Annotated in this window: 15 protein-coding genes; 10 read left to right on the forward strand and 5 right to left on the reverse strand. The window is 68.2% G+C overall.

The window, feature by feature from the left end:
* Window positions 1–230: 230 nt before the first annotated feature.
* From NR798_RS04640 to NR798_RS04665, 6 genes are all read left to right on the forward strand, one after another.
* Window positions 231–4,649 carry a DNA topoisomerase 3 gene (locus NR798_RS04640; RefSeq protein ID WP_375770189.1) on the forward strand — a complete coding sequence of 1,473 codons (4,419 nt, stop codon included), beginning with the start codon at window positions 231–233 and terminating at the stop codon, window positions 4,647–4,649.
* A gap of 252 nt (window positions 4,650–4,901) precedes the next feature.
* Window positions 4,902–6,179 (forward strand): hypothetical protein, encoded by a 1,278-nt coding sequence (locus NR798_RS04645; RefSeq protein WP_375770190.1) that lies wholly within the window; start codon window positions 4,902–4,904, stop codon window positions 6,177–6,179.
* The gene (locus NR798_RS04650; RefSeq protein WP_375770191.1) at window positions 6,176–10,225 is read left to right on the forward strand and encodes a DUF6531 domain-containing protein; all 4,050 of its coding nucleotides are present in this window, start codon (window positions 6,176–6,178) and stop codon (window positions 10,223–10,225) included. Before NR798_RS04645 ends, NR798_RS04650 begins: the two co-directional genes overlap by 4 nt.
* Entirely contained in the window at window positions 10,216–10,746 is a 531-nt protein-coding gene (locus NR798_RS04655) for a hypothetical protein (protein WP_375770192.1), read from the forward strand. Before NR798_RS04650 ends, NR798_RS04655 begins: the two co-directional genes overlap by 10 nt.
* Window positions 10,747–10,867: 121 nt before the next feature.
* Window positions 10,868–11,551 (forward strand): hypothetical protein, encoded by a 684-nt coding sequence (locus tag NR798_RS04660; RefSeq protein WP_375770193.1) that lies wholly within the window; start codon window positions 10,868–10,870, stop codon window positions 11,549–11,551.
* Between the two features lie 386 nt (window positions 11,552–11,937).
* On the forward strand, window positions 11,938–12,513 hold the full coding sequence (locus NR798_RS04665) for a DUF2378 family protein (RefSeq protein ID WP_375770194.1): 576 nt from the start codon (window positions 11,938–11,940) through the stop codon (window positions 12,511–12,513).
* Window positions 12,514–12,525: 12 nt separating this feature from the next.
* On the opposite strand, the gene cls is transcribed toward NR798_RS04665, so the two are convergent.
* Window positions 12,526–13,983 (reverse strand): cardiolipin synthase, encoded by a 1,458-nt coding sequence (gene cls / locus NR798_RS04670; protein WP_375770195.1) that lies wholly within the window; start codon window positions 13,981–13,983, stop codon window positions 12,526–12,528.
* Window positions 13,984–14,119: 136 nt separating this feature from the next.
* Here cls and NR798_RS04675 point away from each other — a divergent pair, with 136 nt between their 5' ends.
* The 4 genes from NR798_RS04675 to NR798_RS04690 all read left to right on the forward strand — a co-directional run bounded on the left by NR798_RS04675 (window position 14,120) and on the right by NR798_RS04690 (window position 18,787).
* A complete protein-coding gene (locus NR798_RS04675) occupies window positions 14,120–15,169 on the forward strand; it encodes a Rieske 2Fe-2S domain-containing protein (protein ID WP_375770196.1) in 1,050 nt (349 codons plus the stop codon).
* A 328-nt stretch (window positions 15,170–15,497) separates the two neighbouring features.
* Window positions 15,498–16,295 (forward strand): M57 family metalloprotease, encoded by a 798-nt coding sequence (locus NR798_RS04680; RefSeq protein ID WP_375770197.1) that lies wholly within the window; start codon window positions 15,498–15,500, stop codon window positions 16,293–16,295.
* 402 nt (window positions 16,296–16,697) lie between these two features.
* The gene (locus tag NR798_RS04685; protein WP_375770198.1) at window positions 16,698–17,495 is read left to right on the forward strand and encodes a M57 family metalloprotease; all 798 of its coding nucleotides are present in this window, start codon (window positions 16,698–16,700) and stop codon (window positions 17,493–17,495) included.
* Between the two features lie 497 nt (window positions 17,496–17,992).
* Complete coding sequence (locus tag NR798_RS04690; RefSeq protein ID WP_375770199.1) at window positions 17,993–18,787, forward strand: M57 family metalloprotease; 795 nt, start codon at window positions 17,993–17,995, stop codon at window positions 18,785–18,787.
* 80 nt (window positions 18,788–18,867) lie between these two features.
* Here the strand turns inward: NR798_RS04690 and NR798_RS04695 are convergent, their stop codons facing one another.
* From NR798_RS04695 to NR798_RS04710, 4 genes are all read right to left on the reverse strand, one after another.
* Entirely contained in the window at window positions 18,868–19,245 is a 378-nt protein-coding gene (locus tag NR798_RS04695) for a DUF5335 family protein (protein WP_375770200.1), read from the reverse strand.
* Between the two features lie 28 nt (window positions 19,246–19,273).
* Window positions 19,274–19,720: a hypothetical protein gene (locus NR798_RS04700; RefSeq protein WP_375770201.1), complete on the reverse strand. Its 447-nt coding sequence runs from the start codon at window positions 19,718–19,720 to the stop codon at window positions 19,274–19,276.
* A 223-nt stretch (window positions 19,721–19,943) separates the two neighbouring features.
* Complete coding sequence (locus NR798_RS04705) at window positions 19,944–20,486, reverse strand: peptidase M23 (RefSeq protein WP_375770202.1); 543 nt, start codon at window positions 20,484–20,486, stop codon at window positions 19,944–19,946.
* A 60-nt stretch (window positions 20,487–20,546) separates the two neighbouring features.
* The gene (locus tag NR798_RS04710; RefSeq protein ID WP_375770203.1) at window positions 20,547–21,536 is read right to left on the reverse strand and encodes a HEAT repeat domain-containing protein; all 990 of its coding nucleotides are present in this window, start codon (window positions 21,534–21,536) and stop codon (window positions 20,547–20,549) included.
* Window positions 21,537–21,545 lie beyond the last annotated feature (9 nt).

Consider the following 21,545-nt stretch of genomic DNA (forward strand, 5'->3'; position numbering starts at 1 on the left):
GCGGAATATTGGCCAAGGTGCGGCCGAGAGGTTTCCGCGCGGGCGCCAACCGCTTGCGTATGGGCGCCAACCCGGGCCTGGAGCGCCTCACGGGAGGGCCGGGGGGCGATCAGGGGGGCGGATTATGCCAGCTCGCTCGCTCTGCGAGTAGGCGGGCTGGCGCGCTGAACGGCCTTGCAGGTAGGTGGGGGCGACGCGGTATGGAACGGTGTAGGCCACGATGAGGTGGGATGACCATGGGTGACGGAGGAGGACGGGGCGTGCTGGCGGTGGTGGCGGAGAAGCCGTCCATGGCACGCGACATCGCTCGGGCGCTGGGCGCTCGCGAGCAGGGCGAGGGGTGTTTCCGCGGCAACGGCTACGTGGTGACGTGGGCGATTGGCCACCTGGTGGGCCTGGCCCAGCCGCACGAGATGAAGCCCGAGTGGAAGCGCTGGCAGCGGGAGCTGCTGCCGATGCTGCCCGGGGACTGGCCGCTGGTGGTGGAGGAGAAGACGGCGAGCCAGTTCAAGGTGGTGCGCCGGGTGATGAACGCACCCGAGGTGGACACCGTGGTGTGCGCGACGGACGCCGGGCGCGAGGGCGAGCTCATCTTCCGCTACATCTACGAGGCCGCCGGGTGCCGCAAGCCGGTGAAGCGGCTGTGGGTGTCGTCGCTGACGGAGGGGGCCATCCGGGATGGCTTCCGCGCGCTGAAGCCGGGGCGCGAGTACGAGCCGCTGGCGGACGCGGCCAAGGGGCGCAGCCGGGCGGATTGGCTGGTGGGGATGAACCTGTCGCGCCTGTACACGCTGGCGTGCGGGGACACGTTCTCGGTGGGGCGGGTGCAGACGCCCACGCTGGCGATGGTGGTGGAGCGCGAGCTGGCCATCCGCGACTTCGTCCCCAAGGACTACGTGGAGATCGTGGCCACCTTCGGCCCGGTGGGCCCCGAGGGGCCGCAGGGCAGCTACCAGGGCACGTGGTTCCGTCCCGCGGAGCCGGGCAAGGAGAAGGAGTGGGACGCGCGCGAGGCCCGGCGCCTGTCCGCGGACGGTGAGGAGGCCGGACGCATCGTCGAGCGCGTGAAGACGGGCCGCGCGGCCGTGGAGTCCGTCACCGCCGAGACGAAGCGGATGGCGGCGCCGCTGCTCTACGATTTGACGGAGCTGCAGCGCCACGCCAACCGGCTGTATGGCTACAGCGCCCAGCGCACCCTCGAGCTGGCGCAGGCGCTGTACGAGAAGCACAAGCTGCTGAGCTACCCGCGTACCTCCAGCCGGCACCTGTCCAAGCAGATCGCGGAGACGCTGCCGGAGGTGGTGCGCGCGATTCGTGGGCCGTGGGAGGCGCTGCTCGCGCCGGGCACGGGGGATCGCCCGCTGGGGAAGCGCTTCGTGGACGACGCGAAGGTGACGGACCACCACGCCATCATCCCGACGACGACTTCGCCGGAGAGCGCGAGGCTGGCGCAGGACGAGCGGAACATCTACGAGCTGGTGTGCCGGCGGCTGCTGGCGGCGTGGCACGAGGAGTTCGTCTGGTCGGTGACGACGGTGATCACCGCCGTCACCTCGACGTCGGAGGTGGATCGCTTCCACAGCGCGGGCACGATGGTGGTGCGCGAGGGCTGGAAGGTGCTGGACGTGGGGGGAGGGCAGAAGGCGCCGAAGCCGCGCCAGGCGGGGAAGAAGGAGAGCGAGGCGGAGGCGGAGGAGCCGGAGGAGGAGCAGGAGCTGCCGCCGGGGTTGGCGAAGGGGCAGGCGCGGTCGGTGCGGAACGCGAAGCCGGTGACGAAGCGGACGAGGCCACCGCCGCGGCTAACGGACGCGAGCCTGCTGACGGCGATGGAGACGGCGGGGCGGACGCTGGACGACAAGGAGCTGGCGGACGCGATGCGGGAGTCGGGGCTGGGGACACCGGCCACGCGCGCGGCGATCATCGAGACGCTGCTGGATCGCGGCTACCTGGTGCGGCGGGGCAAGTCGTTCGAGGCGACGGAGAAGGGAATCGGGCTCATCCGGGTGGTGCATCCGGACGTGAAGAGTCCGGCGATGACGGGGCAGTGGGAGGCGTGGCTGCAGCGCATCGAGCAGGGCAGCGGGGACCTGGAGTCGTTCCTGCGGGGAATCGAGGCCTACGTCATCGAGGTGGTGGGCAAGGTCCCCCCCACGCTCCCCATGCCCCTGGTGGCCGCGAGAGCCACAAGAGGGCCCACTTCCCCTCTCCCTTCGGGAGAGGGACGGGGTGAGGGTGCCACGGGTCCCAGGTTGTCCCCGCGTGAATCCCCTCTCCCTCTGGGAGAGGGTCAGGGTGAGGGTCTATCCCGGCCCCCTCGCAACCAGGTATCAACGGAGTCCCACCCTCAACCGCGGAACACCGCGCGTCCGGCGTTGACGCTCGTCTCACAGGGTCCGAGTGGCCGGCCCGAGCGCACGCCGCGCCAGCCGACGCGTCCGTCGGAGCTGCGTGGGCTGCTGAAGGAGGTGTTCGGCTTCGCGGACTTCCGGCCGTACCAGGAGGCGGTGTGCCGGGCGGCGACGGAGGGCAAGGATCTGCTGCTGGTGATGCCGACGGGAGCGGGCAAGTCGCTCTGCTATCAACTCCCGGGCCTCGCACGCGCCGGAACGACGCTGGTCATCAGCCCGCTCATCGCGCTGATGGAGGACCAGGTGGCGAGGCTCCAGTCGCTCGGGCTGGCGGCGGAGCGGATCCACTCGGGGAGGGACAGGGCCACGTCGCGGCAGGTGTGCGCGGACTACCTGGAGGGGCGGCTGGACTTCCTCTTCATCGCGCCCGAGCGGCTCGGGGTGCCGGGCTTCGTGGAGCTGCTGGCCCGGCGTACGCCGGCGCTGGTGGCGGTGGACGAGGCGCACTGCATCTCCCAGTGGGGGCACGACTTCCGCCCGGACTACCGGTTGCTGGGGGCGCGGCTGCCGATGCTGCGTCCCTCGCCCGTCATCGCGCTCACCGCCACGGCGACGCCGGACGTGCAGCGCGACATCGTCCAGCAGCTCGGGCTCGAGGGCGCGGCGAACGCCCCGGCGCGCACCTTCATCCACGGGTTCCGGCGCACCAACATCGCCATCGAGGTGCGCGAGCTCAACCCGAGCCAGCGCTCCGACGCCATCCGCGAGCTGCTCGCCGAGCCCTCGCACCGTCCCGCCATCGTCTACGCGTCCACGCGCAAGCACGCGGAGCGGTACACGGAGGAGCTGAGCGCGGACTTCCGCACGGGCACGTACCACGCGGGCATGAGCGCCTCGGAGCGGGACGAGGTGCAGACGGCGTTCCTCGGGGGCCGGCTGGACGTCATCGTGGCGACGACGGCCTTCGGCATGGGCATCGACAAGGCGGACGTGCGCACGGTGGTGCACGCGGCGCTGCCGGCGAGCGTGGAGGGCTACTACCAGGAGCTGGGCCGCGCGGGCCGGGATGGGAAGCCCTCGCGCGCGGTGCTGCTGCACTCCTTCATCGACCGGCGCACGCACGAGTTCTTCCACGAGCGCGACTACCCCGAGCCCTCCGTCCTGGAGCGCATCTACCGCGCCGCGCGCGAGGAGCCGGAGCCCAAGGAGTCGCTGGCGGCCCGGGCGCGCGTGGCGGTGGACACCTTCGACAAGGCGCTCGAGCAGCTGTGGATTCACGGTGGTGTGGAGGTGAGCCCGGACGAGTCGGTGCGCCGGGGCAAGCCGGGCTGGGCGGCCTCGTACGCGGCGCAGCGCGAGCACAAGCACTCCCAGCTCGAGCACATGGCCCGCTACGCCGAGTCCCACGGGTGCCGGATGAAGCACCTGGTGGACCACTTCGGCGACCTGCAGGACACGGGCGCCGCCTGCGGCCTGTGCGACGTCTGCGCGCCCGACGCCTGCGCCACCCTGCGCTTCGGCGAGCCCACCGCCACCGAGCTGCACGCGCTCGGGCGCATCCTCGAGGCGCTCCACGAGCGCGACGGCCAGGCCACCGGCCGGCTCCACCGTGAGCTGTTCGGCGAGGCGCTGCCCCGCCGCGACTTCGAGCGGCTCCTCGGAGGACTCGTGCGCGCCGGGCTCACCCGCCTGTCCGAGGACGCCTTCGAGAAGGACGGGCAGAGCATCACCTTCCAGCGCGTGACGCTCACGCCCGAGGGCCAGCACACGCGCGAGCCCGCCCCCGGCCAGGTGCAGCTGCCCCGGCCTCCGGAGGAGGCCCCTTCGCGCAAGCGCCGCGGCTCGCGGACCAAGGGCGCCACCGTGGCGGGGGGCCGCAAGAAGGCCTCGCGCCGCAAGGAGCCCGCCTCCGGAGGCAGGAGGAAGCGCCAGGCCCTGGAGCGGGCCGAGCCCGCCTATTACGAATACGACGCGCAGGAGGCGCCGCGGGCGGCACCGGCGCCTCGGGGCCGGGAAGCCCTGACGCGGGCCCTGGAGCGCTCGCGGCGCAGCGGGGAGACGTTCGGCGTGGGCACGCCCTCGCCCCAGCTCGTGGAGGCCCTCAAGGCCTGGCGGCTCGCCGAGGCCCGCCGCCGCCGCGTGCCCGCCTTCCGCATCCTCACCGACAAGGTGCTCGGCGCCATCGCCACCGCGCGCCCCCGCGACGGCCTCGCGCTGCAGCGCATCCAGGGCGTCGGCCCCAAGCTGACCGAGCGCTACGGCGAGGCCATCCTCGGCCTCGTCGGCCGCATGTCTTCCTGAAGCGCCCTCCGCCGGAGGACTTCGGTTTTCTGCTAACGGGGCAGTTTTCCAGGCGGGAGTGCCTTCACCTGGCTCGGTGGGGCTTCGCGCTGACCGTGTGAGGGCGCATGCCTTACATCCGGACCGGATGTATTTCCGTGCCGCTGCTCGTGCATCTAACGGCTCATTTCCTCGTGCCGTCTGCCCATAATGAGCGCCTTGGGAATCCAGTTGGGCCAAGGCGGGCGGTCCAGCGGGAACGGAGAGGGTCCCATGAAGAACGCGGTGGAGAAGCGGCTGGGTTGGCTGCACAACCAGTGGGTGGAGTTCGCGCAGGCGCCTGAGGCGCGGCTGTTGCGCTGGTTGGTGGAGCCGAGCGAGGCGCGCATGGTGGAGGCGTGGCTGAAGAAGGAGGGCGATGAGCGTACGGGCGAATGTCCGGATCTCTTCTTGCGCTTCGACATCCCGTTCGTGCAGCCGGAAGCGTATGGGCTCGAGCTGCGCGAGACGCTGGTCGCGATGGTGGAGGAGAGCCAGGAGGGAGTGAGCCTTGGGCGGCTGGACCCCAGGCAGTCGGGGGCGGAGGCCTTCTTCGGTGCCTGCGAGGCGCTGCACCGCCATTACGAGTCCGTGTGCGAGGTGCTGGCGGTGGTGCTGGTGCCGGGCGAGGTGGCGGATGTGAAGGCGTGGCGGCAATGGCTGCAGGCGGCGCTGGCGCACCTGCGCTCGCCGCATGTGCGGGTGGTGGTGCTGGATGATGTGCGGGTGAGGATGTTGGAGCCGCTGGCGCAGGCGGAGCCGAAGCGGGTCAGGACGAGCGTGGCGGACCTGGACATGCCGGGAGCGATGGAGGAGGTGGCACGTGGGGCGGCGGGCATGGACCCGGCGGGAGGGCGCTACCGGGAGCTGCTGGTGCGGCTGGGCAATGCGGCGGGCCGCGGCGAGCTCCATCAGGTGACGCGGCTGGGGGAGGAAGCGGTGTCGTTGGCGGCCGGTCAGGGCTGGTCGGCGCTGGTGGTGGCGGCGTGCTGGGCCATGGGAGCGGCGCTCCTGGTGGCCAGCAAGCCCACGGAGGCGCTGGAGCATTACCGCAAGGCGGAGGCGGTCGCGGTGGAGGCCGAGGCCAGGGGCGAGGCCCAGGGCGCCGAGTTGCGGCTGAAATCCCGCATGGCGATGGGGGCGGTGCTGGTCACGAGGCAGGAGTGGGCGCAGGCGGCCGTGCTCTATGAGGAGACGGCGCCCATGGCGCGAAAGCTGGCGGATGCGCGCCTGGAACTGGAGTCCTGGCGCATGGCGAGCTTCTGCCGGGAGTCCATCCAGGAAGTGGACAAGGCCTGGGAGAGCAGTGAACAGGCCTGGAGCGTAGGGCTGGCGCTCGAGCCAGAGGCACGCGCCTCCTCGACGCTGCCCTATGTGGCGGAGGCCCGGGTGCGGCTGGGCCGGGCTCGCCAGGGGGAGGCCGCGGCGCGGCGGCTGGAGGCCGAGGCCGAGTCGCTCATGGGCAACGATTGGCGGCCGGATACCCAGGCCGCGGGAGGTCATGCGGCATGATGCCCGCGGTCAAGCACCTGGATCCGGTGTTGGGAATCGACATCCATTTCATCATCACCCCCCCGGGGGCGGTGGTGCCCATTCCCCACCCGCATATTGGCATTGTCTTCGATCCGTTTGACTACATCCCCATCATCGGCGCCACGGTGTTGGTGAACGGCTTGCCGCGGGCTCAAGCGGGCACGGGCGGGGTGACACTGCCTCCCCACTTCCCCATTGGAGGCGCCTTCGCCAAGCCGCCCGGCAACGAGAACGAGACCTTCATGGGCAGCTCCACCGTCATTGTGGACGACGAGCCCTTCACCTACATGACGCTGCCGGTGCTGAGCTGCCAGGACATCGGCATGCCCTCGCCGCCGCGCAAGAAGGGGCCGGGGGCCAAGACGTTGCTGCTCCCCACCTCGATTGCCCTGTCCATTCCGGCGGGGCCTCCGGTGATTGTCGGCGGGCCTCCGACGATTTCCCTGTCAGGGCTGATGATGAGGCTGGCCCTGGGAGCACTGCTCAAGGGGTTGAAGAAGCTGCGCAATCTGCAGAAGGCCAGCCGGAAGCTAAGTGACGTGTCCGACCGCATCCACAAGGCGGCGAACAAGGTCATGGACAAGGTAGGGCTGGGCGAACGGGCGCGCGACCGGATCCACAAGGCCATCTGCACGCTGACGGGACACCCGGTGGACGTGGTGACGGGGAGGGCGGTGACCGAGGCGGTGGATTGGGAGTTGCCCGGGCCCATTCCGCTCAAGTTCGAGCGCAACTACTCCTCGAGCCTCTGTGGGCGCGATTCAGCGGTGGGCCACGGCTGGAGCCACTCGCTGGACCTGGCGGTATGGGAGGAGCAGGGCAAGGTGGTGTACCGGGCGGAGGATGGGCGGGAGATCGCGTTCGATGTGAGCCAATTCCCCAGGCAACGGGCTCCCTTGGGCCAGGCGGTGTATGAGCCGATGGACCGGCTGACCCTGCGGCGCATGGGGGAGCTGCAATGGAGCGTGGAGCTGGCGGACGGGCTGGTGCACGAGCTGCGCTTCGTCGGGGGCGAGGACCCGGGACTGTGCCGGGTGACTCGCACGCGCAACCGGGCCGGGCATGCCATTCATTACGAGTATGACGGGCGCGGGCGGTTGGAGTGGGTGGTGGACAGCGCCCGGCGGCGCCTGCGATTCGAGCACAACGCCAGGGGGCGGCTGGTGAGGACCTGGCTGCCGCACCCCACCCAGCCGGGGCTCGTGCCCTACAACCGCTATGTGTACTCGGAGGCGGGTGACCTGGTGGAGGCACATGACGCGCTGGCACACGCCGCCCGTTATGAATATAGCGGCCACCTGATGGTGCGTGAGACCGACCGCACGGGCCTGAGCTTCTACTTCGAGTATGACGGCCAGGGCCCTGAGGCCTGGTGCGTGCACACCTGGGGCGACGGCGGCATCTTCGACCACCGGCTCTTCTACGACAAGGAGAGGGGCGTCACCGAGGTCACCAACTCCCTGGGCCAGACCACAACGTATTATTCCGATGGCCGCAGCGTGGTGGTGAAGGAGGTGGACCCGCTTGGCAATTGCTGGCAACGCGAGTTCGATGATGCCCTGCACGTGGTGAAGGAGGTGGACCCGCTAGGGCGTGTTCAACGCTATACCTATGACGCCCGGGGCAACTGTATTAGATTCGAGGGCGCAGATGGCGCCAAGGTATCCGTCCAGTGCGATGAGCAAGGCAATCCGAGTGTGGTGATGGATCCCCGCGGTAATGCCTGGCGTTGGTACCATGACGCCGATGGACAGATGCTGTGGTCCGAAGATCCATTGGGGGAGCGGACGAACTTTGTCTACGAGCGAGGTCTGCTCCGGCAGATCATCTATCCGAACAGTGCTCGTCTGACATTGAATTACGACAATTCCTACAATATCTCGCGTGTCCAACTCGCTAACGGCGCTGCGGCTCATTATACCCATGACCGACTGGGGAGGCTCGTCAAGATCGCGGAGCCGGAAGGTGGTGCCCATTACCTTCGCTACGATGCAGAGGGGCGGGTAGTCGAGTCGAGAGAACCCGATGGCAACGTGAGTGGGTTCCAGTACGATGCCGAAGGCAACCTGGTCGCGCTACAAGACAATGATTCAGAAGCCCGCTTCGGTTATCAGGGCTTCCATCGATTGGCATGGCGGCAGGAATTTGGCAGCACGGTTCGACTGAACTATGACACCGAGGGTCGCCTGCTTGAAGTAAAGGATCAGGCTGGTCACGCGACCCGTTTCGTGCTCGATCCTCGAGGGTTGCCTGTAGAAGAGTATGTCGCCAGTGAGCACCCATTTCGTTATGGATACGATGGTGCAGGACAATTGGTCCGCATGCAGCGTCCCAGCGGTTCCACCACGGAGTGCGCTTATGATGAGGCGGGCCGTCTTGTCCACAGGCGCTATTCGGATGGGGGAGAGGAGCGCCTAGCCTACCAATTGGATGGCGCTCTTGTGGAGGCAGTGGGCGAGGGAGGGACTGTCCGGTTCGAATATGATGCTGCCGGCCGGCTCCTGCGCGAGAGTCAGGGTGACCACTGGGTAGCCGTACAATACGACACCTCGGGTGAGCGGAGCCGACTGGAGTCCTCTCTGGGACTGAGGGCTACGTTTGCCAGAGATGTCATGGGGAGTCTCCGTTCGTTGAGCGTCGAGGCGGAGGACCACACGAGCGTGCTCGACTTCTTGCGCAATCCCTTGGGGCGTGAGCTGGAGCGCCGTCTGCCTGGAGGAGTGGCCATCTCCTGGCGTTACGATTCTGCTGGCCGCCCCGAGATGCGCCGGGTGAGTAGCGGACTGGGACGCATTCATGCAACACGTTTCCACTGGCGGAGCCGGGATCGCCTCCAGTCACTGGTGGACGACCTGCGTGGCACGACCCGCTTCCAGCATGACCCTCTCGGTCAACTGACTGCGGCGCATCTGCCTGACGATACGTGGCAGATCAGGCAAGTGGATGCCAGTGGTAACCTGTTCCGCCGAATGGACCGCTCGGACCGCCGCTACGGTCCGGGCAACATCCTCGAGGAGGCGGATGGGACCCGTTACCTTCATGATGTGGATGGCAACCTGGTGGCAAAGGTGCGCCCTGATGGCTCACGCTGGAGCTACCGGTACAATGGCGCGGGTCTGCTCAAAGAGGTGGTAACCCCCACAGGTGAACTCGTCTCGTTCACCTATGATGCTCTAGGGCGACGTGTCCGCAAGCGCGCGGGGGCCAGGGAAACCCAATGGCTGTGGGATGGCCAGGTCGTGCTTCACGAATTGGGTGGAGAGCAGGATTCAGTGACCTGGGTGTTTGACACGGATAGTTTCGCTCCGCTTGTCAAGGTACGAGGCGGGCAACACTATTGCGTGAGCACTGATCATCTCGGCACACCTACCGGACTCTATGATGTTGCTGGCCAACTCGCTTGGTCCATGCAACTCGATATCTTTGGTGTGGGTGCACTCGACACCTCACGGACGGACTGTCCATGGAGGTGGCCTGGGCAATATGCCGATTCGGAGACGGGGCTTTATTACAATCGCTTCCGCTACTACGACCCCGAGCTGGGCCGCTACACGACTCCGGATCCCCTGGGGTTGGTTGGAGGGTTGAATCCCTATGCTTATACAATCGACCCGCTTGCCTTCCTGGATCCCCTGGGCGAGATGCCATGGAGTTGGAACCCCAATGGCATGGGTCACCACCTCGTTCCTCGTGGCAAGGCCAACAGTCTGGGTCTCAAGCATCTTGGGACCAAATTCAACACCCCGACCTACTTCCCGACGCCCTATGCGTCTGGCATGCACGAGGAGCTCCACCGCGCAGTAAGGCCCCAGCTGGGCAAGATCCAGGGGCCCTGGAAGGGAACTGACAGGGAACTCTTTACCGCGCTTCGTAAAGGGCTCAAGGGGATGACCATGCGCGGGGATCTGCGCATCCCAGCCACAGGGGAGGTCCTTGCCCGCAACGTGACGCCCCTACAGGCGTTCAACCGGCTCCTGAAGTGGCAGCGCGAGCAGGCGGGGAAGAAGGCTCCAAAATGTACCTAGGAAGAGTCGACACCGATTTCAATGGGCTCGTGTTGTTCGACCCCTCCGCGCTGCGCCAGCACTATGGGGGCAGGATCCGCGAGGGGACGGATCTCTTCACACGCTATGTCTCCACCGAGGAGGGCGACGAGGTGCTCTCCAAGGGCCTCATCGTTCCTGTGTTGGCGATCGATGATGCTGGTTACGACATCGCCGTCCGCTTGGCCTCGGAGCCCCATGCACCGCCGGGAGAGGTGCTGGTGGAGAATGGCAAGTACCCCCTCCGGGTGGTGGAGCATCTGGTCGTCGCGGACCTGCTCGTGCTCAAGGAGTGGAGCAACAAGTTCGAGTCCTGGAAGGAAACAGGGATCGGTCCTGGGGTCTACGCAGTGACGGTGCGTGGCTTCAGGAACATAGCGATGAAGGGGCGCAAGAGGCAGATCGTCCAAGCGGGTTATGAATTCGTGCTGGAACCCAAGCGGAAGCTCCCGAAGGTCTCCGCCGATACGGGCATGGACATGAAGGTGCTTCGGCTCGACTGACCATGGTGGAAGTCATTCCTCATTCCCGTCCATCTCCTCGCGTAAAACCGGGCCTGATACATACCCGGCTGTTGCGTCGCCTCATGCCCCATAGCCCAGTGAATGGGTACAGGAGCGCTTCATGACGCGAGCCATGGACAAGTGGGGACCCCATCAGGAGCAATTCGGCTGGATTGCTGTTCCAGGCGATGCCGCCGCCCGACATCTCTTCGGCGGCAGTTCGTGGCGGATCCTGGGAGGAGCGGAGTCTCCTCCTAGGCCGTGTCTGCTGTTGACACTGGACCTGTCGGCCCTTCCAGGGTCAGGCCTTGGCGGAGTCACCCAACTCCCCCTGGCGCTCTATCTCAACTGCGACCTGGGTGAGCAAGCGCAGGAGTACCAGTTCGACGTGCAGGCGAGGCAGATCAACTGGCTCGCGGGTGATTGTGCCTCTGGGCAGCAACTCGCACCCGAGGATGCGCTTCCCGAGCCATTGCCCGAGCGGCGCGTGTCCTTGCGCCCCATGCAACCGGACGAACGCCCTGGCGATGAGGAGCGTTACTGGTCGGCGTGCGACAGCTTTTTGGGGGGAGAGGGGTTCTTGCGAGTCCTGGGTGCGCCCATCTGGTTATCAAAGCCGCTGGAGGCGGCCTGCGTTTGCAGACGGCCCATGCGGTATGTTGCCAGTATGGGGTATGAGGTATTTGGCGAGCCCTCGGTTTTTCTCGAAGGTGAGCAGGTGCTCTTCGTAGGGGAGATGGCGTTCTATTTCTTTCTCTGCGCGGATTGCCGCCGTGTGCGCGTCCTGTCCCAACCATCTTCGTAAGACGCGGGGATGGTCCGGGTTGTTGGTCTCCGTGGTTCAACGGCCTGCGCAACTGGTGGCGGGCCCTCCTCATTCGGGGAGATGTCTTCCTGGCCCTCCAGCAGCATCTCGAGACCCTGGTTCTGCGCATCGATCGGGTGATCTGGGAGGGAGAAGCGCATGCGCGGCCCGCGCAGTCGGGCTACCGGCTGGGGCTGATGCCTCGGCCTCGTCGGCCGCATGTCTTCCTGAGGCCTACAGCACCGCCCATGTGCCCCTTCAAGAGGGGGAGTGGCGGAGGCGTTTTTCTTTATGAGAAAGTGAGCAGAGTCTTCCGACGAAGGCAGCGCTCCGCCTCCGGAGCCGCTTTCCTGGCAGGGCGCCGATGAGGCGCCGAAGGGACGGTCATGCCGCCGGAGAAAGTGGTGTTCGCCACCGCCGTTGAGGCCCTGTTCGTCCGGGAGCTGGGGGCGAGCCTGACGAGCCTTGGCCGGAGACGGCTGCGCGAGGCGGGGTTGGACCTGGAGAAGCCGCTCCACGTCTCCTACCCGCTGGACGACTGGAAGACGTTCCTGCACGTGGCCTCCGAGGCCCTCTACCCGCACCTGGCGCCCGTCGAGGCGCACTGGTGGATGGGCATCCACTTCCTGGAGGGCCACCTGCAGACCTTCACCGGGCGCGTGGTGGCGGAGCTGGCCCCGGCGCTCGGCCCCCGGCGCATGCTGGAGCGCATCGGGCAGGACCTGCGCAGCGGCAACAACTTCAGCGAGGTGGAGCTGGTGGTGCACTCCCCGCGCCACTGCGAGCTGTGGATGAATGACGTGCTCGACGACGTGCCCTCCTTCGCGGCGGGTTTCATCCTCCGGGCCCAGCAGCTGGCCGGTGCGCGCAACGTGCACGTGGACGTGGCCTCCTACGACGGCACCGCCTGCACCTTCGACATCCGCTGGCGCGAGGCCCTCCCCCAGGCCGTCAACGGCTGAGGCCTCGCGGGCCTACAGGTACGGCGACAGCAGCCGGGCCACGCCGTCGCGCAGGCGGATGGGCAGCGGCCGCCCCTCGAGCTCCTCCAGGGTGAGCAGCCGCGAGCGCGACAGCCGCTCCTCGATGAGCGCGTCCAGCTGCGTGGCGAGCTGGGCGTCGTAACACTCCACGTCGAACTCGAAGTTGAGCCGCAGCGAGCGCGGGTCCCAATTCGCCGAGCCCACCAGCGACCAGACCCCGTCCACCACCATCAGCTTGGTGTGGTCGAAGGGCGGCGCGGTGAGGAAGACGCGGCTGTTGGGGCGCATCACCTGCCACAGCTGCGCGAGGGAGGCCCACTGCACCACCGGGAGGTTGAGCTTCTCGGGCAGCACCACGTCCACCCGCACGCCCCGCAGCGCCGCCACGTTCAGCGCGGTGACGAGCGCCGTGTCCGGGAGGAAGTAGGGCGTGACGATGCGCACCGTGCTGCGCGCGCAGGCCAGCGCCCCCAGCAGCGTCAGGCGCAGCGTCTCGAAGTCCTCGTCCGGGCCATCCGGAATCCCCCGCGCCATCACCGGCCCCGCGGGCTCCAGCGGCGGAAACCATGCCTCGCCGTGCAGGCGCTCCTTCGTGGTGAAGGCCCAGTCCTCGGCGAACGTCTCCTGCAGCTGCCCCACCACCGGCCCCTCCACGCGGAAGTGCAAGTCGCGCGCGTCGCCGTGGCCCGGCAGGAAGTGCTCGCGGATGTTCATCCCCCCGGTGAAGCCCACCTTGCCGTCCACCACCAGCAGCTTGCGGTGGTTGCGCAGGTTCATGAAGGGCAGGCGCGCGGGTATCAGCAGCGTGGGCAGGAAGCGCGCCACCCGCACCCCGGCACGGCGCAGGCGGCCGGTGATGGGCGGCCAGTGGTAGCGCGCGCCCAGCGCGTCGATGAGCACGCGCACCTGCACCCCGCGCTGCACCGCCCGCCCGAGCGCCTCGACGAAGCGCCGGCCCGCCGCGTCGTTGTCGAAGATGTAGCTGCACAGGGAGATGGAGGTGCGCGCCGCCTCGATGGCCTCCAGCATGGCCGGGTAGGCACCAGCCCCCGCCTCCAGCGGCAGCAGCTTGTTGCCCGGCAGCAGCGGCCGGGAGTGCACCACCTCGTCCACCAGGCGGGCCAGCGAGGCCAGGTGCGCCGCCGGGGGCACCGCCTCCGCCAGGTGCTCGGGGGTGCAGGAGGCCACGCTCGGCTTCGGGGGGAACTGGCCGTGCTCCTGGCGCAGCGTCAGCGAGCGGGCCCGGCGGCGGATGCGGTTGATGCCCAGCACCAGGTACAGCACCACCCCCACCAGGGGCACCAGCCACACCAGTCCCACCCAGGCCACCGCCGCGCGCACATCCCGCTTGCGCAGCACCGCGTGCCCGGTGGCCAGCAGGTTGGCCACCACCGCGAACGCCGCCGCCACGTGGGGCCAGACCTCCAGGAGCAGCGATTCCAGCCTCATCCTCCCTCCACCCCGTCCTCCCCCCCGGGCGTAAGGGACAATATGTGCACGCTCCTGGACGGGGGCGGGCGGGGGAGGGGGCTCCGTCCAGCATCCTTCAGAGTGACCCGGGAGGTGGGGCATATACTCGGCCGCCATGCAGCCCCTGCCCGACGTCACCCGCTTCTTCCACCCCGTCCTCGCCGCCCGGAAGCTGAAGGACAAGCCCGTGCGCGTGGAGCTGGCGGGCCGGGCCTATGCCCTCTTCCGCGACGCGCAGGGCCGCCCCGCCGCGCTCGCCGATGCCTGCCCCCACCGCATGGCCCCGCTGTCCGCCGGCCGCGTCACCCGCGAGGGCCAGCTCGAGTGCCCCTACCACGGCTGGCGCTTCGACGCCGACGGCCACGGCCGCAGCCCCAGCCAGCCCGAGCTCAAGAAGTGCGATGCGCGCGCCTTCCAGCTCGTCGAGCGCTTCGGCTCCCTGTGGCTCTCCGCGCGCGACACGCCCCTGTCCGCCTTCCCCGACTTCGCGCCTCCGGGCTACGAGTTCAACGGCGCCTTCTCCATGCTCTTCCGGGCGCCCCTGCACGTGACGCTCGACAACTTCAGCGAGGACGAGCACACCCCCTTCGTCCATACCCGGCTGGGCTGGGACCACACCCAGACGCGGGACATCTCCTACGAGGCCCACAACTTCGAGGACCGGACCGAGGTGCGCTACCGCGCGCCCCAGCGGCGCTCCGCCCTCATTCCCCTGCTGCTGCTGCGCAACGGGGACGTCTTCCACAACCATTGGGTGACGCGCTTCGATCCAGTGCGCACCGACTACACCATCTCCTGGACGGGCCCCGCCGGCGAGCAGCGCCCCTTCACCACCCGCGTCATCATCTTCTTCGTGCCGGAGACGGCGCACACCACGCGCCTGCACACCTTCTCCTTCGGCCAGCTCCACGACGCGCGCCTGCGTCCGCTCATGCCCCTGGTGCGGCGGATCGCCCTCCTGCTGAGCTGGTACGAGATTCGCGACGACGCCCGCTTCATCCCCCTGGTGGCCCACACCCCCTACAGCCTCAAGGGCATGCGGCTGGGCAAGTACGACAAGCCCCTCATCCACCACCGCAAGCTGCTCGAGCGCATCTACTTCGCCCAGGACGGGGCCTCCTCCCCGCCCGCCCCCCTCCGGCTGCCCGAGGCCGCCAACGGCTGAGCCCCTTCCCGGGCCACATGGAGAGCAAGCGGGTGTCCGTTGTGAGGACATCCCTGTCCTGTTTTCGGACGGCCCGGTGCGGGCCCTGAGAAAGTTGCAACTTCAATGATTTACGCGGTGCGCTGTAAGGCCCGTTGACACCCGGGGCCACGCCCGGTGGTGTCTGGATGCTCCACGGAAGCCCGGGGAGCCTTGCCAAACCCCTGAAATTCCAAGCAACCGCCCTCCTGGCCCGGGGGGTGCAAAAGAGGAAGGGGCGTGCGGCCGCGGCTGGGGCTCCCAGGCGGCCGCGTCCAACCCCACGTCGTTCCCGGAAAAGGAAACTCCCATGCGTAAGCTTTCCATGGCGCTGCTGGCTGGTGTGGCTCTCGTTGGTTGCGGTGGTCCCGAGGCCGCCGAGCAGAAGCCCCTGTCGTGGGAGGAGTTCAAGGCCTCGGCCATCGAGGACGAGGGGGGCGTGTACGTCGTCAACCAGGACGAGGCCGTCGAGGGCGTCGAGGGCCTGCGCGCGTACTACGACAACTACGTCGCCAACGGTGACGTGGGCGCCACCGGCGGCGAGCTGGCCGTGTACTACAGCGGCGGCGACATCAAGTGGAGCGCCACCCAGGCGCGCAGCCTCACCTACTGCGTGAGCTCCTCCTCCTTCGGCAGCAACTACAGCAAGGTGGTGACGGCGATGGCCAACGCCACCGCGGCCTGGGAGGCCACCGCCAACGTCGACTTCATCCACTCGAGCAGCTACGACTCCAACTGCTCCGCGTCCCAGACGGGCGTGCTCTTCGACGTGCGCCAGACGAGGACCCAGCAGTACGTCGCCCGCGCCTTCTTCCCGAACTCCAGCCGCTCGGGCCGTAACATCCTCATCAGCACCAGCGCCTTCGGCAACATGGGCGCCTGGACCCTGACGGGCGTGCTCCGCCACGAGCTGGGCCACACGCTCGGCTTCCGTCATGAGCACACCCGCCTGTCCTCCACCGGCTGCTACGAGGACTCCGCCTGGCGCGCCCTGACGTCCTACGACGCGTCCTCCGTCATGCACTACCCCCAGTGCAATGGCTCCCAGACGGGTGACCTCGTCCTCACCAGCATGGACAAGTCCGGCGCCAAGTCGCTCTACCCGTAATCCGTCCGCTCACCCGAGCTGACCAGAAGGCCGGGGATGCCTGCCTCCACGTGAGGCACGCGTCTCCGGCCTCTTCTTTTTCCACTCCCCCGGCGCCGCGGGGGCGTGACTGGCCGGCAGACACCCCCTGTTCGTTTCCCGGACAGGCAGATTGTTGGTGTCTAAATAGTCGGAATCCATAATGTTTGAGGGCGAAGTGTAATGCTGTTTGGCAACTTTACCGTCCGGGGTGGAGTGTTGATGCTCCAAGTAAATCCGGGTGAAACCCGCCAAGCCCTTGAAATGACAAGAGTCCGTCTTCCTGGCACGGCGGGTGCTCATGGGACGGGGCGCGAGGCCGCGGCGGGTACTCCAGGCGGCCACGTTCAACCCCCACGCTGTTCCCCGGAAGAGGAAACCCCCATGCGTAAGCTTTCCATGGCGCTGCTGGCTGGTGTCGCGCTCGTTGGTTGCGGTGGCCCCGAGGCCTCCGAGCAGAAGATCCCCACGTTCGAGGAGTTCCAGGCCTCGGCCATCAACGACGAGGGCAGCGTGTACGTCGTCAACGGCGACGAGGCCGTCGAGGGCGTCGAGGGGCTGCGCGCGTACTATGACAACTACGTTGCCAACGGCGACGTGGGCGCCACCCAGGACGGTCTGGCCGTGTACTACGTGGGCGGCGACATCAAGTACAGCAGCACCCAGGCGCGCAACCTCACCTACTGCATCAGCTCGTCCTCCTTCGGCACGCGCTACAGCACCATGGTGAACGCGATGAACAGCGCGACCGCGGCCTGGGAGGCCACGGCCAACGTCAACTTCATCCACTCCAGCAGCTACGACTCCAACTGCTCCGCATCCCAGACGGGCGTCTTCTTCGACGTGCGCATGGTGAGCGGCCAGTCCTACCTGGCGCGCGCGTTCTTCCCGAACTCCAGCCGCTCGGGCCGCAACATCCTGGTGGACAGCAGCTCCTTCGGCAGCATCTCGCCCTGGACCCTCACCGGCGTGCTCCGCCACGAGCTGGGCCACACGCTCGGCTTCCGTCACGAGCACACCCGCTCCACCGCCTCGGGCTGCTACGAGGACTCCAACTGGCGCGGCCTGACCACCTACGACCGCTACTCCGTCATGCACTACCCCCAGTGCAACGGCCTGCAGACGGGTGACCTCGTCCTCACCAGCTACGACAAGACCGGCGCCCGCGCCCTCTACCCGTAGTCCTCCGGGCCCCGTCCGGGCCTCGTCGGTGATGTCCGGACCGGGGACGCCCCCCTTCACCCCGCGTGAGGGCGCCTCCCCGGTCCTTCGAGCCCTTCATCGATTGGTGCTGAAAATATTGGTGTTGCAGCTATAATGGGGCAGCGGTGTGGCCGCTCTCGCGCCTGGGGGGTCTCCCCAGTACGCGAGGCGTGTGCCCGCTGTCCGATTTGGAAACATCGGCGTCCGATTCCCGGACGGTCGAAATGTTATTGCCCCAAGCCGTTGAAATCCCAGGGGATTTCCGGTGGGGATGTCACGTGCCTTTACGAGGAAGCCCGGAGAGTCTGGAGTGACCACGCTCCACGGCTATTCGCGTTATTTCCGCTAAGTCCTCGATTTCCGGTGAACCCGCCTGTTGGCACGGCGAGTGCTCAAGGGAAGGGGCGCTAGGTCGCGGCTGGTACTCCAGGCGGCCAAGTCAAACCCCCACGTCTTTCCCCGGAAAAGGAAACCCCATGCGTAAGCTTTCCATGGCGCTGCTGGCTGGTGTGGCTCTCGTTGGTTGCGGTGGTCCCGAGGCCGCTGATCAGAAGATCCCCTCGTGGGAGGAGTTCCGCGCCTCGGCCATCGAGAGCGAGGGTTCCTTCGTCGTCAACGGCGACGAGGCCGTCGAGGGCGTCGAGGGCCTGCGCGCGTACTACGACAACTACGTCGCCAACGGTGACGTGGGCGCCACCGGGGGCGAGCTGGCCGTGTACTACAGCGGGGGCGACATCAAGTGGAGCAGCACCACCGCGCGCAACCTCACCTACTGCGTGAGCTCCTCCTCCTTCGGCACCCGCTACAGCACCGTCGTGAACGCGATGAACAGCGCGGCCGCGGCCTGGGAGGCCACCGCCAACGTCAACTTCATCCACTCCAGCACCTACGACTCGAGCTGCTCCGCCACCCAGACGGCGGTGCTCTTCGACGTGCGCCAGACGACGGACACGAGCTTCCTGGCTCGCGCCTTCTTCCCGAACTCCGCTCGCTCGGGCCGCAACGTGCTCATCAGCACCAGCGCCTTCGGCAGCATCTCGCCCTGGACCCTCGCGGGCGTGCTCCGCCACGAGCTGGGCCACACCCTGGGCTTCCGCCACGAGCACACCCGCCTGACCTCGACGGGCTGCTACGAGGACTCCGCCTGGCGCGGCCTGACGTCCTACGACTCCTACTCCGTCATGCACTACCCCCAGTGCAACGGCTCGCAGACCGGCGACCTCGTCCTCACCAGCATGGACAAGACCGGCGCCCGCGCGCTGTACCCGTAATCCGTCCGCTCGCTTGAGCTGACAAAGGGCCGGGGATGCATGCCTCCACGTGAGGCACGCGTCTCCGGCCTCTTCGTTTTTCACGCCGGGGACGCCGAGGCCTCCTCGAGCAGCTCGCGCGACTCGAAGTAGATGAGCGTCTTCACGTGGTCCGCGTCCTCGATGTCGAGGCACTCCAGCTCCCCGCTGTCGCTCTCCTCGGCCCAGACGTGCTCGGGGCGCGGAATCCGGTGGGTGAACTCCTCGCCCGGCCGGCCCACCGTCACCTCGATGGCGCCCGCGTCGCTGCCCTTCTCCTCGACGGAGATGTCCACCAGCGGCAGGTTCCAGGCCACCGTCTGGTCTCCGAGCGCCGGCCCCTCGGCCTGGATGCGCACCTGCTGGTCGCGCTCGATGGTGCTCAGCAGCAGGAGGTAGTCGGCCCACCCCTCACGGGGAATCTCTCGCGTGTGATGCATGGCGCACCTCGCTGGAAAGCCGCGCGCTTCACTTGCCCTGGGGAGCGGAGGCGCCCGGGAACAGCTCCACGGTGGTGGCCTCGTAGTGGCCCTCGTCCTCGTCGTAGGAGGCGCGCACCTGCATGCCCTCGCGCAGCTGGCCGCGGGCCGCCTGCTGGCCCTGGCGGACGAAGCGGGTGTCGTCGTCCAACACGAGCGTCATGGTGGTGCCGCCCCGGTCGCGCACCGTGACGGTGCCGGAGGCCATGCCCGTCACCGTGCCGTAGATTTCCTGGTCGGCCGGGTTGGCGCCGCCGGTGAGGTCGGGGCGGCCCTCGGTGATGCTCTGGTTGTCGTTGGGCGTCTCATCGCCCTGGATGCCGCTCACCACCGTCCGGTCGCTCTCCCGGCCCGTGTTCTCCACGCGCCGCTCGTTGCACCCGGAGGCCAGCCCGAGCAGGGCCACCGCCGTCAGGCTCCACGTCCACTTGTGCATGGCCATTCGCTCCTTCACCGTGTCCCAAGGGTTCCAAGCCAATGGTTCCAAGGTGGGCAGCCCGAGCGGGCGCGGCCACGGGGGAGCGGGCGGGGAGCAGGGGTTTCCCACCTGCCTGGGGGGCAGACGTGCGGGCGGGCCTCGGGCCCTCGAGCGGAGGGCGGGCCACTGCTCCAAGGAGAACCGCCCCGCCCGGAGAGGGGCGGGGCAGGGGTGTGACGGATTACAGCGTGGGGTAGCCGACGACGTTGCCGCAGTAGGCGCTGGAGCCGCAGGTGGTGCCCTTGCTGGTGTACCAGGCCGACTTGCGGGTGGCGTACTGACGGTTGTCCGCGTGCACGTGCGGGCCGGTGGCGCTGCCGGTGCCGCCCACGAGGCCCAGGGCGCAGCCGTCGCACGTCTTGGAGCCGGAGCTCACGTTGGCGTAGATGTGCAGCTGGCGGAAGTCCCAGCCGTTGGCGCCCGTGACGACGTAGTAGTTGCCCGCGCCGCCGTTGCAGTCCGAGCCGTAGCAGGCCGCGGCACAGCCGCCGTAGTACTTGTAGTAGAAGCTGCCGGACAGCATGGCGCGGTGGTTCCACTCACCGCACGAGGCGTTGCCCATGTCCAGCGCCGTGTGGCTGCTGCCCGAGCAGTTGTAGTACGTGGTCGAGTTCACGTTCGCGCTGGTCTCGCAGATGGGACCCTTCGCGGTGGCGGAAACGGCGACCCCGGCCCAGCCGGCCACGAGCGCCGCGGCGGCGTACATCATCTTCTTCGCGTTCATACTTCCTCCTGAGTGCTTCACTCTGGGTGGTTCACTGCGTGAGGAACTGCCTTCCCCCCGTTACTTGCGGATGCGCTCCTTCTCGCGGAGCAGCAGGTGCCACTCCTGCAGGCCCAGCTTGAGCGCGGACTGCCAGGCGTCGATCTCCGCATCCATCCCCGGCGCCACGCCGCGCAGCGACTCGAGCGTGGTGCTCGCGCCGCCCATGCCCAGCCGGGCAAGGCCCTGCAGCGCGGCCTTGCGCACCGCCGGGTCCTTGTCATTGCGGTAGAGGTCCACCAGCGAGCGGCGCGTGCTGGCGGCCTCCTCACTGGGCACTCCGCCGAGCGCCGTCGCCGAGGCCGCGCGCAGGCCCGGGTGCTCCGTGCGCAGGTTGCCGCGCAGCTTCTCCGCCGTGTCGTGGCCCACCTGCTCCATGGAGACCTCGGTGAGCAGCTTCGTGGCCGCTTCCGGGTCCTTGGAGGCCAGGGCCGCGGCCACGGCCGTCTCGGACACCGCCTTGTCGTGGCCGAAGTACACCTTGGCGTTCTCGTGGACGAGGTTCTCCACCACCGCCTGGCGCACCTCGGGCGCGCTGTCGCGGATGAGCTGCTCGTACGTCACCACGTTGCCGTTCTTGCCCATGGCGTCCACGGAGCCGGTGCCCTTCATCCCGCGCACCGCCGCGGCGCGCAGGGCCGGGTCCGAGTCACCGGCCGCGCGGGCGAGCAGCGGCTGGAGCAGCGAGGCGTCCTCGCTGAAGCTGGCCTTGTCGGCCACGGCCGCGCCCAGTGCCTCCAGCACGTCCGCGTCGCGCTCCTGCTGCACGGCGGCGAGCAGCTCGTCGGCGGGCATCACCCGGCCGGCCAGCTTCAGCCGCGCCTTCACGTACTTGCGGTAGGCGGGCGAGCCGGACTTCATCGCCGTGCGCAGCTCGTCCAACATGCCGGTGAAGGAGCACGCCGTCTGACTGATGGGCGGCTCGTTGCTCCCGGCGGCGGAAGCGGTGAGGGGCAGCAGCCAGGCCGCGGAGGCGAGCAGCGCCACGCGCCAGCGGGGAGAGCGGTTCATGCGAGGGGT

This window comes from Archangium gephyra (genome assembly GCF_042230915.1).
Taxonomy (GTDB): domain Bacteria; phylum Myxococcota; class Myxococcia; order Myxococcales; family Myxococcaceae; genus Archangium; species Archangium gephyra_B.